Below are 13,871 nucleotides of genomic sequence, written 5' to 3' on the forward strand. Positions count from 1 at the left end.
CGGATGCCGCGCCCCCCACGGGCCGGGGCGTCTCAGAACCAGACGCCCCGCTCCCGCAAGACCTCGCGCAGCGTGTCGATGTGATCGGTCATGATGCCATCGACACCGAGATCCAGGAGCCGGTGCATCCGCTCCGGCTCGTTGACGGTCCACACGTGCACCTGGAGCCCCCGCGCGTGCGCCGCGCGCAGGAACGCGCGGTCGACCACCGGGACACCCGACTGCGCCACCGGCACCTGTGCGGCGACCGCCGACCGCCGCAGCGCCGCCGGCACTCCCCAGGAGCGCAGCCTCAGCCCCAGCACCCCGCGGGTGCCGTACGACGTCGCCAGGCGCGGCCCGGCCAGCCGCTGGGCCCGCACCACGCGCGCCTCGGAGAAGGAGCCGACGCACACCCGCGACCAGGCGTCCATGCGCTCGATCGTCTCCAGCAGCGGACGCAGCGCCGGTTCCGCCTTCACGTCGACGTTCCAGCGCACCTCGGGGAAGGTCTCCAGCAGCTCCTCGAAGAGCGGCACCGGCTCCCGGCCCGCCACGCGCGCCCGCGCCACCTCCGCCCACGGCAGGTCGGCGATCCGGCCCGCGCCGTCGGTCACCCGGTCCAGCGTCGCGTCGTGGAAGGCCACGAGCCGGCCGTCCGCCGTGGTGTGCACATCGGTCTCGATGTACCGGTAACCGTGCTCGACCGCTCGCCGGAACTGCGCCACGGTGTTCTCCAGGCCGTCGGCGGCCCCGCCGCGATGGGCGAACGGGATGGGCCCCGGATGGTCGAGGTACGGGTGGCGTACGAGCGTGGTCACGGACGCAGTATCACCCCTTCGGGTGACGCGGCGGCAACGGCCGCGCCGCCGCCGGCCGCCGCCGGAACGGCGAACAGGCGCAGGAAGAGCTGAGCCAGCGGACCGATCGACACGGCGTACAGCAGGGTGCCGACGCCGATGGTGCCGCCGAGGGCGAATCCGGTGGCGACGACCGCCACCTCGACGACCGTCCGCATCAGGCGGACCGAGCGCCCGGTGCGCCGGTGCAGCCCGGTCATCAGCCCGTCGCGCGGGCCGGGACCCAGCCGGGCGGCGATGTAGAGGCCGGTGGCCAGCCCGTTCAGCAGGACGCCCGCCAGCAGCAACGGGACGCGGATGGCCAGGGAGCGGACGTCGGGCAGCGCCGCGAGGGTGCCGTCCATCGCGACGCCGACCAGGAAGACGTTGGAGACCGTCCCGAGGCCGGGCCGCTGGCGCAGCGGTATCCACAGCAGCAGCACCGCGGCGCCCACGATGATCGACACGACCCCGATCGTCAGGCCGGTCAGCTCGGCCAGACCCTGGTGCAGCACGTTCCACGGCTCCAGACCCAGACCCGCCTCGACCAGCAGGCCGGAACTGACGCCGTACAGCACGAGGCCGGCGTAGAGCTGGATCAGCCGCCGGCCGAGACGGTCCCGCATGGACAAGATGCCCCCCTGGTTGGTGGAAGTGGCCCGGTGCGTGACACTCTGTGGCTTGAGGACGAATCCCATCCATGGCCAATTCGGGGAAGGTGGACTGGTAATCATGGCGCAGTGGACCTCGGCGATGGGTGCGGCGCAACTCGCCCGGCTGCTCAACTCGCAGCAGGACCGCCCGGCGGCGCCCGGCGCCCGCCGCCCGCCCGCCTACCGGGCGCTGGCCGACGGCGTCCGGCTGCTGGTCCTGGAGGGCCGCGTGCCGGTGGCCGCCCGGTTGCCCGCCGAACGCGAACTGGCCCTGGCCCTGTCCGTCAGCCGCACCACGGTCGCCGCCGCCTACGAGGCGCTGCGCACCGAGGGCTTCCTGGAGTCCCGGCGCGGGGCCGGCAGCTGGACCGCCGTGCCCGCCGGGAACCCGCTGCCGGCGCAGGGGCTGGAACCGCTGCCGCCGGAGGCGCTGGGTTCCATGATCGACCTGGGCACCGCGGCGCTGCCCGCCCCCGAGCCGTGGCTCACCCGCGCGGTGCGGGGCGCGCTGGAGGAGCTGCCGCCCTACGCCCACACGCACGGCGACTACCCGGCCGGTCTGCCCGCGCTGCGGTCGATGATCGCCGAGCGGTACACCGCGCGCGGCATCCCCACGATGCCCGAGCAGATCATGGTGACGACCGGTGCCATGGGCGCCATCGACGCCATCTGCCACCTCTTCGGCGGCCGGGGCGAGCGCATCGCCGTCGAGTCGCCCTCGTACGCCAACATCCTCCAGCTGATGCGGGAGGCGGGCGCCCGGCTGGTGCCCGTGGCGATGGCCGAGGGACTCACCGGGTGGGACCTGGACCGCTGGCGCCAGGTGCTGCGGGAGGCCGCGCCCCGGATCGCCTACGTCGTCGCCGACTTCCACAACCCGACCGGCGCGCTCGCCGACGAGGACCAGCGACGCCGTCTGGTGGAGGCGGCGCGCTCGGCCGGGACGGTGCTCGTCGTCGACGAGACGATGAGCGAGCTGTACCTGGACGCGGGCCTGGAGATGCCGCGGCGGGTGTGCGGCTTCGACCCCGCGGGCTCCACGGTGATCACCGTCGGGTCCGCCAGCAAGGCCTTCTGGGCCGGGATGCGCATCGGCTGGGTCCGGGCCGCCCCCGATGTGATCCGCAGCCTGGTCGCCGCCCGCGCCTACGCCGACCTGGGCACGCCCGTGCTGGAGCAGCTCGCGGTGAACTGGCTGTTCAGCACCGGCGGCTGGGAGCAGGCGGTGGAGCTTCGGCGCGGCCAGGCCCGGGACAACCGGGACGCGCTGATCGCGGCCGTCCGGCGCGAGCTGCCCGACTGGGAGTTCGAGGTGCCGCAGGGCGGTCTCACCCTGTGGGTGCGCACCGGCGGGCTCTCGGGCTCGCGCATCGCCGAGGCGGGCGAGCGCGTGGGCGTACGGGTCCCCTCCGGCCCCCGGTTCGGCGTCGACGGCGCCTTCGAGGGATATGTCCGGCTGCCGTTCACCGTCACCGGAGCGGTGGCGGAGGAAGCGGCGGCCCGGCTAGCGGCGGCGGCCCGTCTGGTGGAGACGGGCGCTCCGGGCGGCGGCGACTCCCCGAGAACCTTCGTGGCCTAGGGTCCTTCGTTCGGGTCAGGCCGGGTCAGGGGCGGTGCCAGGGCCCGTCCGGCATGATCCGTACGAGGGGTGGGCCGGGGGTCCTCCCTGCTCGAAGTGAGCGCGGGGAGGGCGCTCCCCGCGTCCCGCAGCCGTGACGGCACCTCACCGTTCTGTCCCGCGACCGTGGCGGCACCCCACCGTTCTCACGAAGGCTCGCCCACCGCCTTCGCCGCCTCGGCCACGGCCTCCTCGGCCTCGGCCACGGCCTCCGCCTCCACCTCGGCCTTCGTGCCCGGCGCCGCGCGGCCCGCCGAAGGCTCCGGCACCGTCTCCCCGTCCGCCGGCGTCGTCTTCGGCGGCAGCAGTTCCTCCACCGCCCTCCGCAGCGCCGCACTCGTGGAGTCGTCGTACGGATCGGGCGTCGCCGGCACCTGGAGCCGGTGCACCGGCCCCGTGCCCAGTCGCGCGTAGCCGCGCCCGGGCGGAACGGCCGGCAGCGGCGTGGTGTGCGGCGGCGCCCCCAGCACCGCCTTGAGCTGCTCCGGCGTCGCCGGCCCGAGCACCACCCGCGCGCGCGTGTGCTGGCGCAACGCGTCGCCGAGCACGTCCGCGCTGTCGAACTGCTCGGCCACCACGACCGTCACGTTGACCGCGCGACCGTGCCGCAGGGGCACCTGGAGCAGGGCCTGCGGATCCTTGCGGCCGTCCGCGGCGGCCAGATGGGTGAAGGAGGCGGGCCGGTCCAGCAGCAGCCACAGCGGTCGCCTGGTGTCGTCCGGCGGCGCCTGGCCGGCCTGCCGGGCGCGGTTGACCGCGATCAGCCGCCGCTCGGTCTCGGTGGCCGCCCACTCCAGGCTCGCCGCCGCCCCGGCGGGCCCGCACTCGACCGCGAGGACACCGTCGCGTCCGACCAGGCAGGCGTACTCCCCGGTGCCGCCCCCGTCGACGATCACCACGTCGCCGTGCTGGAGCGCCTGCAGCGCGACGGAGCGCAGCAGCGTGGAGGTGCCGCTGCCCGGCTGGCCGATGACCAGCAGGTGCGGCTCGGTGGAGCGCGGGCCGGTGCGCCAGACGACCGGCGGCACGTCGCGCTGCTCGGCGCCGTAGGTGAGGGGGAGGGTGCGCTGGACCTCGCTGGGGTCGGTGAAGCCGAGCACGGTCTCGCCCGGCGCGGTGACGAAGCGCTGGGCGGGGACCCCGGTCGGCAGCGGGGCCAGCGCGGTGACCGTGAGCTCGTTGCTCTCCTCGTCCCAGGTGAAGAGGTACTCGCGGCCGCGGCCGGCCTTGGCGGTCAGCAGGTGCTCGATCCGCGCGCGGGCCTCGGGCTCCCCGTCGGTGAAGTAGGCCGGGTAGCGGATCAGCAGATGGCAGACGCGGCCCGAGTCGTCGAACTCGTAGGCGGGGAAGGCCTTCTCCCACCCGCCGCCGTGCGCGTACAGCGGATCCGGGTCGTCGGCGGCCGAGAAGTACGGGACCAGTGCCTCGTACAGCGACGCCAGGCGCACGGTGCGCGGTTCGGCGGGGTCCGCCGGTTCGGCCGGGGCGCGGTCGCGGCCCTGCCAGGCCGCCGCCGTCGTCACCACGACGGCGGCGAGCAGCGGACCGTACGGCACCAGTGCCACGACCAGGAACAGTGAGGCCACCACGAACAGCAGGGGCCCGCGCCGGTCCTTGGGGGTGTCCGCCCATCTGCGCCGGCCGGCGGCGGCGAGCCGGCGCAGACCCCGGGCGATCGTGATCAGCGGGTGGAGGACGTCCGTGGCGCTGTCGGCCGCCGTCCGGGCCAGCTCCCGGCCACGGGTCAGCTGCGCGCCGCCTGTGCTCAGAATGCGGGGGAGGGGGCGCCGGGCCACTGTTGCCTCCTGCGGGGTCGGACGGTCGGTGAGGGTGTCCCCCGGACGGCGACTGCCGAAGTCCTCGGGGGAGGGCGGCGTCAGAACCTCATGCCGCCCAGCAGGCTCGCGAGGCTCTCGCCGCCGGCTCTGATGCTGGGCGCGATGGCCGTGCTGGCGAGGTAGAAGCCGAACAGGGTCGACACGCACGCGTGGGAGGGCTTGAGCCCGTCCTTGCGGAAGAAGATGAAGCCGATGACGCCGAACAGGACGACGCCTGAGATGGAGAGGATCATGTGAATCTCCTGGTGTCGAAGGGGGACAGTCACCCTGAGTCCTTCCAGGATCACAGCATGTATCCATATGACAAAAGGTGCAAGCGGGTGAAAATCGCTGAATTTGCCCCGCGCGGCGCAGCTGCCGGGCGTGGCGGCCGGGCGGCCCCGCCGCGCGCGGCCGGATCGGTACCGATCTTTGCCTCCGGCACGTCGGGTGATGTGCCGCACGAGCCAGTACTCTGGCGATTCACCCGTACGGCCGAGCACCGCTCGCGCGGCCGTACGCTTGCTCCCCGCAGTCCCCAGCAGTCCCGAAGCAGTCCCCAACGCTCGCAGTGAGAGGCGGTCCGGCCGATGAGTGAAGCCCCCGACCCCGAGGTCGTGGAGCTGGCGACCAAGATCTTCGATCTGGCCCGGCAGGGACCGGCCGACGCGCTCGTCGCCTACGTCGACGCCGGCGTCCCGGCCGACCTCACCAACGACCGCGGCGACTCCCTCGTGATGCTGGCCGCCTACCACGGCCACGCCGACGCCGTCCGCGCGCTGCTGGCCCGCGGCGCCGACGCCGACCGCGTCAACGACCGGGGCCAGACGCCCCTCGCCGGAGCGGTCTTCAAGGGTGAACGAGAGGTCATCGAGGCCCTGCTGGAGGCCGGCGCGGACCCGTCCGCGGGCACCCCGTCGGCCCTCGACACGGCCCGGATGTTCGGCCGGACGGAGCTGCTGCGGCTGTTCGGCGAGCAGTGAGCCCAAGGGCCGTGGCCGGCATGCCGTGAGCTGCTGAAACGGCCCGCCGACCAGGCATGACACACAAAACGGGGGAGGCGGTACCAGGCCGCCGGAAATTTCGGTCGCGGCGGCGCGGACACCGGGCCATCATGACGTCGTGATTCACGGACGCGACGGCTGGGCAGAGGTTGCCGCACCGCGCGGACCGTGACGCGGTCCGCATGGGCCACCGACGAGAGGCAGAGGAAGATGGTCTACAGCAAGCAAGAGACGGCGGGCGCCCCGACGTGTTGTCACGTGGCCAGGTAGTGCTGTTCCCCGGTTGCGTCGACGCTTGATGTGAGGCTGTTTCCCATGTTCGATCCGGTCATAGCGCCCAGCGGCACGCTGCTCGGCCTGCTCCAGCGGGGCCGCGGCGACGGCACACTGCACGCGCTCACCGCCCCCCGCGCCGAGGCGCTCGCGGCACTCGACCACTGCGTGCTGGACGACCCCCGGCACGACTGGCAGGTGGAGAACCGCTCCCTGTACTACGCCCGTCTCTACCTCGACCTGAACGGCGAGCTGGACGCGATCGAGGCGCACCTCTTCGACCCCGAGGACGCCCTCGACACCGACGAGGCCCGCACCGGACTCGCCCTCGCCGTCCTCGGACACCTGGCCTCCTACGGCAGGCTCGACGCCCTCGCACTGCTGCGCCGGTACGCCGCCGGCGGAGCCAACTGGGCGTGGGCGCTGGACGAGCTGGCGCTGCGCGACGACGACGCCGGACTGCGCTCGCTGGCCGCCCCCGTCCTCGCGCGCTTCGCCACCGACGCCGAGGGCGAGGCGGAACTCGCCGCCGCCGTGCGCGACGCCTTCGAGCCACGGCCCTGGCGGCTGTGGGCCGAGGATCCGCGCGAATCGATCGCCACGCGCGTGCGCGCCGCCCACGAGGCCGGCTCCTTCGACCGCTGGCAGCGGCAGATGCGCCCCACCGGGCCCCGCCCGGGCTGGAGCGTGCAGGCCGTGTTCGACTGGGCCCAGCAGGGCCTGGAGCGCGGCGCCGCCCTCCATGTACCGGCCGCGCGCTGCCTGAGCGCCGTCGCGGGCCCCGAGGACCGCCCGGAGATCCTCCGGGCCGCCCGGCAGGGCGGCGACGGCGCCCGCTGCACCGCCCTGCGCTACCTCGCCGACGGCGACGACCCCGACATCCTCGACCTGATCGAGGCCGCGGTGTCGGACGGCTCGACCGTCGTGGTGGAGGCCGCCGTCGACGCCTTCGAACGCATGCGCGGCGAGGCGGCCGTGGATCGCGCACGCGGCTGGGCCCACCGCCCCGACCCGCTGGGCGCGGCCGCTGGACGCGTGCTGGCCTGCCGCGGCGAGACCCGGGACCGCGAGCTCGTGCTCGCCGCCCTCCGGGAGGCCGTCCGGGGCGAGGGTCCCGACGCGGCCACCCTGTGGACGCTGGTCGACGGCGCCGGACGGCTCGGCATCGCCTGCGCCGCGCCCGTGCTGCGCCACGTCTACCGCGAGACCGCCTCCTCCCATCTGCGCGGCCGCGCCGCCCGCGCGCTGGCGGCCACCGACCCCTCCTTCCCGGCGGGATTCGCCGTCGAGTGCCTGTGGGACTGCGAGGAGACCACCCGCGAACTCGCCGCCCGGTACGCCGAGACCGGCGACACCAGGGTCGTCGAGCAACTGCGCCGGCTCGCCGCCGATCCGGCCGAGGAGGCCGAGGTCCAGACCGCCGTACGCAGCCGGATCGGACCGGAACCGGACATGCCGGCCGTGTGAGACGCGAAGGACGCCCGCCCCTCCCGCGGCCGCCCGCCGACAGCCGGCGCGCGGTGGCGGAGGAGCCGGCGGGCGCGGGGCGGGCCCCCTCAGCGACGCCGCCGTACGGGCACGAACCGGACGGGGACGCCGGGTGCCGCCTGGGCGGCGGCGGCCAGGTCGGCGACGTGGACGACTCCGATCACCGGATAGCCCCCGGTGGTCGGGTGGTCGGCGAGGAAGACCACCGGCCGGCCGTCGGGCGGGACCTGGACCGCGCCCAGGACCATGCCCTCGCTGGGCAGCTCGCCGGGCCGGGCCCGCTCCAGGGCGGGCCCCTCGGTACGCAGGCCGATGCGGTTGCTCGCCGACGACACGCGGTACGGGCGTGAGGCGAGCACCCGCAGGGCCGTCGCCGTGAACCAGTCGTCGCGCGGCCCGAGGGCGATCCGCAGGACCAGCTCGGCCGGAGGCCGCGGCTGCGGGGCGACGTCCACGCGCCCGGGGGCGGCGGCCGGCCGGCCCAGGGGGAGCACCGTGCCGTCCCTGAGCGGCGAGGGACCGAGCCCGGACAGCAGGTCGGTCGAGCGGCTGCCCAGCACCGGCTCGACGGCCACGCCCCCGGCGACGCCGACGTAGCCGCGTACCCCGCGGACGGCCGCCCCGACCTCCAGCAGCGACCCCGCGGGGACCCGTACCGGCGCTCCCCAGGCGGCGGGACGGCCGTCCAGCCGGACGGAGCAGTGGGCGCCCGCGACCGCGACGGTGACCTCCGAACGCGGCCGCAGGGCGCAGCCGTCGAGCGTGGTCTCCAGGACGGCCGCACCGCGCGGATTACCGACCAGCCGGTTGACCAGCGCGGCGGCCGGCGCGTCCAGCGCCCCGGAGCGGGGCACCCCGAGGTGCGCGTGCCCGGGACGTCCCTCGTCCTGGACGGTGGTCAGGGCGCCGGCGCGTACGACGGCGAGCGCGGGGTCGCTCATGACGCCCCCGCCGTTCCGCCCGGCCCCGGCCCCGGCCCCGCCTGCTGTCCCGGCCCCGCCTGTTCGGGGACGAAGCGCACGCGGGTGCCCGGGGACAACAGGGCGGCCGGCACGCGCGCGTGGTCCCACAGCACCGCGTCGGTGGTGCCGATCAGCTGCCAGCCACCCGGCGACGAGCGCGGATAGACCCCCGTGTACGGCCCCGCCAGGGCCACCGCGCCGGCCGGGACCGCCGTACGCGGGGTGGCCCGGCGCGGCACGTCGAAGCGCTCGGGCAGGCCGGTGAGGTAGCCGAAGCCGGGCGCGAACCCGCAGAAGGCGACACGGAACTCGGTGGCCGCGTGGACGCGGGCGACCTCCCGCTCGGCGACGCCCCAGTGGGCGGCCACGGCGGCCAGGTCCGGGCCGTCGTAACGCACGGGCAGCTCCACGATCCGCTTCTCGCCCCCGGACGTCACGGGCACCTCGGCGGCGACCAGTTCGCGGGCCACCCGGTCCGGATCGGCGAGGCCGTCGAGCAGGACCGTACGGGCCGCCGGGACGATCTCCTCCACCGGCAGCAGGCCCGCCGCGCGGCGGCGCAGCAGCTCGGAGTGCAGGGCCTGGGCCTCCTGCCCGCAGGAGACCTCGACGAGCAGCGCGTCCGAGCCGACCGGCAGCACCCTCATGCGAAGGCCTCCACCCGCAGCCCCGCCGCCTCCAGCCGCCCGCGCACCCGCCGGGCCAGTTCCACCGCGCCCGGCGTGTCGCCGTGCAGGCACAGCGAACGCGCCCGTACGCCGATGACCGCGCCCCGGTGGGAGACGACCGTCCCGGAGCGGGCCAGGCCCACCGAACGCTCCAGCACCGCGACGGGATCGGTGATCACCGCGCCCTCCAGGCCGCGCGGCACCAGCGTGCCCTCCTCGGTGTAGGCGCGGTCCGCGAACGCCTCGGTGACGGCGGGCAGTCCGGCCTTGTCCGCCAGCTCCAGCAGCCGCGAACCCGGCAGCCCCAGCACCGGCAGCGCGGCGTCGGCCAGCCGCACGCCCTCGACGACCGCGCCCGCCTGCTCCTCGTCCGCCACGACCCGGTTGTAGAGGGCGCCGTGCGGCTTGACGTACGACACGCGCGTGCCCGCCGCCCGCGCGAAGACCTCCAGGGCGCCGATCTGGTAGGCGACCTCGGCCGCCAGCTCGGCGGGCGGCACGTCCATCGCGCGCCGCCCGAACCCGGCGAGGTCCCGGTAGGAGACCTGCGCGCCGATCCGCACCCCGCGTTCGGCCGCCAGCTCGCACACCCTGCGCATGGTGACCGCGTCCCCGGCGTGGAAGCCGCAGGCCACGTTGGCGCTGGTGACGACGGACAGCAGCTGCTCGTCGTCGGTCAGCCGCCAGCGGCCGAAGCCCTCGCCGAGGTCGGCGTTCAGATCGATCGGGGTCATGTGTCGCTCGCGTTTCTCTCAGGCCACGCGGTACTGCTCGTCGCGGGCGTCGGTCAGGAACATCTGCCCCGGCGCGTGGGTGATGGCGAACGGCGGCCGGGACGCCATCACCGCCGCCTGCGGGGTCACACCGCAGGCCCAGAACACCGGTATGTCGCCGGGTCCGGCGTCCACCGGGTCGCCGAAGTCGGGCCGGCCGAGGTCCTCGATGCCGAGCCCGGACGGGACGCCGCAGTGCACGGGGGCGCCGTGCACCGCCGGGAGCAGACTGCTCTCCCGGATCGCCGCCGACAGGTGTTCGGGCGGCACCGGGCGCATGGACACCACCAGGGGACCGTGCAGCCGCCCGGCCGGACGGCACTGACGGCTCGTCACGTACATCGGCACGTTGCGGCCCTGCTCCACGTGGCGGATCGGGACGCCCGCCGACGCCAGCGCCCACTCGAAGGTGAAGCTGCAGCCGATCAGGAACGTGACCAGGTCGGCGCGCCAGTGGCCGCGCACGTCGGTCGGCTCCGCCACCAGTTCGCCGTGCCGCCACACCCGGTAGCGCGGCAGATCGGTGCGCAGGTCGGCGCCCTCGGCGAGGACGGTCGTGGCGGAACCGGCGTCGGTGACGTCCAGGACCGGGCAGGGCTTCGGATTGCGCTGGCAGAACAGCAGCATGTCGTAGGCCCAGTCGGCCGGGACCGAGATCATGTTCACCTGGGTGTGGCCCGCGGCCACGCCGGCCGTCGGACCCGCCAGCCCGTCCCGGAAGCGCCTGCGGGCCGCACGCGGACTCCACGCGCCCGCGTGCTCGTCGACGAGCACCACGGGACGGTCCCGGACGGGGGAGACGGCTCTGTCCTGGAGGGGGAACAGGGTTTCGGGGACGGGCGTGCCGGGGCTCCCGTGGGAGGGGACGCCGGGTCCGTCATGGACGGGGGACACGCCGTCCCGCGCGGGGGACACGCGTTCGTCCCGGGCGGCGGGCGTGGGTCGGGTCTCGGGCGGCAACGCGTTCTGAGGGGACGTCGTGCTCATGGGCACCTCGCGACTGAGAGGAGGGAGAGTGCTGGAACCGAGCCGTGCGATGGGCAGCAACGTAGAGGATCGTTGAACGATTCTTCAATACCCCTGTTGTCCCATCCTTCTGTCTGCGGTTCAATTCCGGGCATGGCTGAGCAGCTGACGCCACTGGCCGACGACCGGGCCCTGCTGGGCCGCACCAGTACCGCCGAGCGTGTCTCCGACATCCTCAGGAGCCGTATCGCCGAGGGCTACTTCGCGCCCGGCGTCCGGCTGTCGGAGGACAACATCGGCGGCGCGCTCGGCGTCTCCCGCAACACCCTGCGCGAGGCGTTCCGGCTGCTCACGCACGAGCGGCTGCTCGTCCACGAGTTGAACCGCGGCGTCTTCGTGCGGGTGCTGGCCGTCGAGGACGTCGAGGACATCTACCGCACCCGCCGCCTCGTCGAGTGCGCCGTCGTACGGGGGCTGGGCGAGCCGCCGTACGCGCTGGACGGGCTGTCCGCGGCCGTCGACGAGGGCAGGCGGGCCGTGCGCGAGGGCGACTGGAAGGGGCTGGGCACCGCCAACATCCACTTCCACCGCGAACTGGTCGCGCTCGCGGGCAGCGACCGCACCGACGAGCTGATGCGCAGCGTCTTCGCCGAACTCCGGCTTGCCTTCCACGTCGTGGACGACCCGCGCCGGCTGCACGAGCCCTACCTCGTGCGCAACGAGCGGATCCTCAGGGCGCTCTCGGAGGGGAAGCCGCGCGAGGCGGAGCGACTGCTCGCCGTCTACCTCGACGACTCCCTGGAGGGAATCGTCGAGGTGTACCGGCGCAGGGTGAGCGAGGACACATGACGGACGGTCGGCCCGCCCGCCTGCCTGCCGTACCGGAGGGGGCGCCCCTTGCCCGCGCGCGGCGGCTGCCGTGGATCCCGCCGCGCCGGTCGTGCTTCCGCGGGCCCTCGGCGGTGGCCTAGGATCCGCGGCGGCCGCCGTCGCGCGGATCGGGACGGGAGCGGGGCGACTGCCGCGCCGATCGACGGCCGCCGTGCGCTGCGCCCCGGCGTCAGGCCTGCCGGGGCGGGGCGGCCGAAGTGATCCGGGCCGGGCCCGCCGAGGCGGGCGGCGCGAAATCCGGGGCGGGACGCCGCGGCGTCGGGTGCGGGTCTGCGCCGTTTGGGTCGTTGTCAGACCGAGGACCTAGTCTGTGCACCGTGACTTCGCCTGCATCGACGGACAGCGCTCCGCCCCAGCTCAGCGCGGGGCCGCGCCCTGCCCCGGGCCCGGCCGCCGACGAGGGGCTGGCGCGGCGGCTGCGCGCGCTCGCCTGCACGGCGCCGCTGCACGACCTCGACGCGCGCAAGGCGAACCTCGCGGGCGAATACTCGGTGTACGGCATGGCCGAGATCGCGCTCGCCGGTATCGACCTCGTCACACTCAACATGGACTTCGACACCGGCGCCGACCACGACCAGATCGTGGCCCGGCTGATCCCGCGCGTCGCCGCCCAGGCCCCGGGCCGGCCGGCCGCCGAGCACGAGCGGGTGGCCCGCTGGGTCCTGGAGAACCTGATCAACGTCGGCAGCGTGGACCGCGGCTTCCGCGCCGTGTACGGCACGTTCGCCCCGGACGGCACCTATGTGCGCCGCGACTACGACTTCAAGCTCATCGAGGAGGTGCCCGGCCCCGGCGGCAGCGTCTACCTGCGCACCACCGACGAGGCGGTCAACGTCCTCGTGGGCGCCCTCGACACCGATGTCACCAGCGCGCAGATCGCCGCCGAGGTCAAGCTCGAGGTGCTCATCAACCGAGGCCGCCTCGCCGACGCCCAGCTCGCCGCCGAGCAGGCCCGCTACCGCACCGTGCAGTACTCCGAGACCCTGCGCAGAGCCCTGGAGGCGACCCGGCGCAACGTGCGCGCGGTGGACTGGCTGAGCGCCGTGCCCGACATGATCGCCGAGGCCCTGGACCACGTCGCCGACCGCTACCGGCACGAGAACGCGATCCTGACGAACATCCGCAAGGCGCGCGACGAGACCGAGGAGCCCGAGCACAAGCGGCGCGCCGCCGAACTCGTCGACATCGTCAAGGACTGCATCCGCCGCCACACGCAGCTGCAGTCCCGGCTGCTGGAGGCCGGCCCCCTCTTCCGCGCCGAACAGGACCGCCAGGCCTTCGCCACGCCCCTGACCACATCGGGCACCGACCTCTACGGCCACCTGCTCGCCCCCACCCTCCCGCTGCCGCTGGAACGGGCGACCCGCGTCACGGACGCCTTCTTCGCCCACGGGACCGGCCTGCGCACACCGGTGTCCGTCCGGGTCGCCGACCTCGTGGACATCCTGCTGAGCCCGCCCGTGGAGCGCGAGCACCTCGGCGCGGAGATGCCCGAGCCGGACCTGATCGCCACGCCGGACGACAGCCGGTTCAGCGAGGAGCAGCTGGCCGCCGCCATGGAGCTGCTGGACCTGCCCGCCGACGCACCGCGACGGCTGTCGGGCCTGCTCGCCGAGGCGCGCCGCAAGGACGCAGACCTTCCCTACCTCGTCGCCCTGCTCGCCGTGCACGCGGCCAGCCCGCCGGTCGGCACCGCCTACCGGCAGGGTGAGGAGAAGCTGCTGTTCGCGGTGGACGACGGCACCGAGCTGGACGACCCCGAGTTCGGCGGCGCCGACCTCGTCGTCGGCACTGCGCTGCTGGACGCCGCCGGGATGGCCGCGGACCGGACGGAGGCCGCGTGAACGCACCGCCGCCCCCACCCGGCGGCCACGGCGCGCCGCCCGGCCCGGCCCGGGACGGCGCGCCGCGGCCGGCCGCCCCCGCCACCATGCCCCCGC

At 75.0% G+C, this 13,871-nt stretch carries 13 protein-coding genes; 5 read left to right on the forward strand and 8 right to left on the reverse strand.

The genetic code is table 11. The features are described 5' to 3' along the window. Positions 1-32 precede the first annotated feature (32 nt). The gene (locus ACH5A8_RS22535; RefSeq protein ID WP_399004558.1) at positions 33-800 is read right to left on the reverse strand and encodes a glycerophosphodiester phosphodiesterase; all 768 of its coding nucleotides are present in this window, start codon (positions 798-800) and stop codon (positions 33-35) included. Continuing rightward, on the reverse strand, positions 797-1,444 hold the full coding sequence (locus tag ACH5A8_RS22540) for a YitT family protein (protein ID WP_399004560.1): 648 nt from the start codon (positions 1,442-1,444) through the stop codon (positions 797-799). The genes ACH5A8_RS22535 and ACH5A8_RS22540 overlap by 4 nt, the downstream gene beginning before the upstream one ends. Before the next feature lie 106 nt (positions 1,445-1,550). On the opposite strand from ACH5A8_RS22540, the gene ACH5A8_RS22545 reads away from it, so the two are divergent. Beyond that, complete coding sequence (locus ACH5A8_RS22545; protein ID WP_399004562.1) at positions 1,551-3,050, forward strand: PLP-dependent aminotransferase family protein; 1,500 nt, start codon at positions 1,551-1,553, stop codon at positions 3,048-3,050. 185 nt (positions 3,051-3,235) lie between these two features. Here ACH5A8_RS22545 and ACH5A8_RS22550 read toward each other — a convergent pair whose 3' ends face one another. Both ACH5A8_RS22550 and ACH5A8_RS22555 read right to left on the reverse strand, forming a co-directional pair. Then, entirely contained in the window at positions 3,236-4,885 is a 1,650-nt protein-coding gene (locus ACH5A8_RS22550; protein WP_399004564.1) for an ATP-binding protein, read from the reverse strand. An 80-nt stretch (positions 4,886-4,965) separates the two neighbouring features. After that, the gene (locus tag ACH5A8_RS22555) at positions 4,966-5,160 is read right to left on the reverse strand and encodes a hypothetical protein (protein ID WP_019983932.1); all 195 of its coding nucleotides are present in this window, start codon (positions 5,158-5,160) and stop codon (positions 4,966-4,968) included. A 336-nt stretch (positions 5,161-5,496) separates the two neighbouring features. Between ACH5A8_RS22555 and ACH5A8_RS22560 the strand changes: the two genes are divergently transcribed. Both ACH5A8_RS22560 and ACH5A8_RS22565 read left to right on the forward strand, forming a co-directional pair. Next, the gene (locus ACH5A8_RS22560; protein ID WP_399004566.1) at positions 5,497-5,889 is read left to right on the forward strand and encodes an ankyrin repeat domain-containing protein; all 393 of its coding nucleotides are present in this window, start codon (positions 5,497-5,499) and stop codon (positions 5,887-5,889) included. A 336-nt stretch (positions 5,890-6,225) separates the two neighbouring features. Next, entirely contained in the window at positions 6,226-7,650 is a 1,425-nt protein-coding gene (locus ACH5A8_RS22565; protein ID WP_399004568.1) for a HEAT repeat domain-containing protein, read from the forward strand. A gap of 89 nt (positions 7,651-7,739) precedes the next feature. On the opposite strand, the gene ACH5A8_RS22570 is transcribed toward ACH5A8_RS22565, so the two are convergent. Genes ACH5A8_RS22570 through ACH5A8_RS22585 form a run of 4 tightly spaced genes read right to left on the reverse strand, consistent with a single transcriptional unit; the run spans position 7,740 to position 11,061 of the window. Beyond that, on the reverse strand, positions 7,740-8,612 hold the full coding sequence (locus ACH5A8_RS22570) for a biotin-dependent carboxyltransferase family protein (protein WP_399004570.1): 873 nt from the start codon (positions 8,610-8,612) through the stop codon (positions 7,740-7,742). Next, entirely contained in the window at positions 8,609-9,280 is a 672-nt protein-coding gene (pxpB, locus tag ACH5A8_RS22575) for a 5-oxoprolinase subunit PxpB (RefSeq protein ID WP_399004572.1), read from the reverse strand. Before pxpB ends, ACH5A8_RS22570 begins: the two co-directional genes overlap by 4 nt. Further along, positions 9,277-10,035, reverse strand: a complete 759-nt coding sequence (locus ACH5A8_RS22580; protein ID WP_399004574.1) for a LamB/YcsF family protein — start codon at positions 10,033-10,035, stop codon at positions 9,277-9,279. Before ACH5A8_RS22580 ends, pxpB begins: the two co-directional genes overlap by 4 nt. A gap of 18 nt (positions 10,036-10,053) precedes the next feature. Further along, complete coding sequence (locus ACH5A8_RS22585; protein ID WP_399004576.1) at positions 10,054-11,061, reverse strand: putative hydro-lyase; 1,008 nt, start codon at positions 11,059-11,061, stop codon at positions 10,054-10,056. A 132-nt stretch (positions 11,062-11,193) separates the two neighbouring features. Here ACH5A8_RS22585 and ACH5A8_RS22590 point away from each other — a divergent pair, with 132 nt between their 5' ends. Then, entirely contained in the window at positions 11,194-11,889 is a 696-nt protein-coding gene (locus ACH5A8_RS22590; RefSeq protein WP_399004578.1) for a GntR family transcriptional regulator, read from the forward strand. Positions 11,890-12,248: 359 nt separating this feature from the next. Next, positions 12,249-13,775, forward strand: coding sequence for a hypothetical protein (locus ACH5A8_RS22595; protein WP_399004580.1), 1,527 nt, complete (start codon positions 12,249-12,251; stop codon positions 13,773-13,775). Positions 13,776-13,871 lie beyond the last annotated feature (96 nt).

It is taken from the genome of Streptomyces sp. NPDC018610, from assembly GCF_044391765.1.
Taxonomy (GTDB): domain Bacteria; phylum Actinomycetota; class Actinomycetes; order Streptomycetales; family Streptomycetaceae; genus Streptomyces.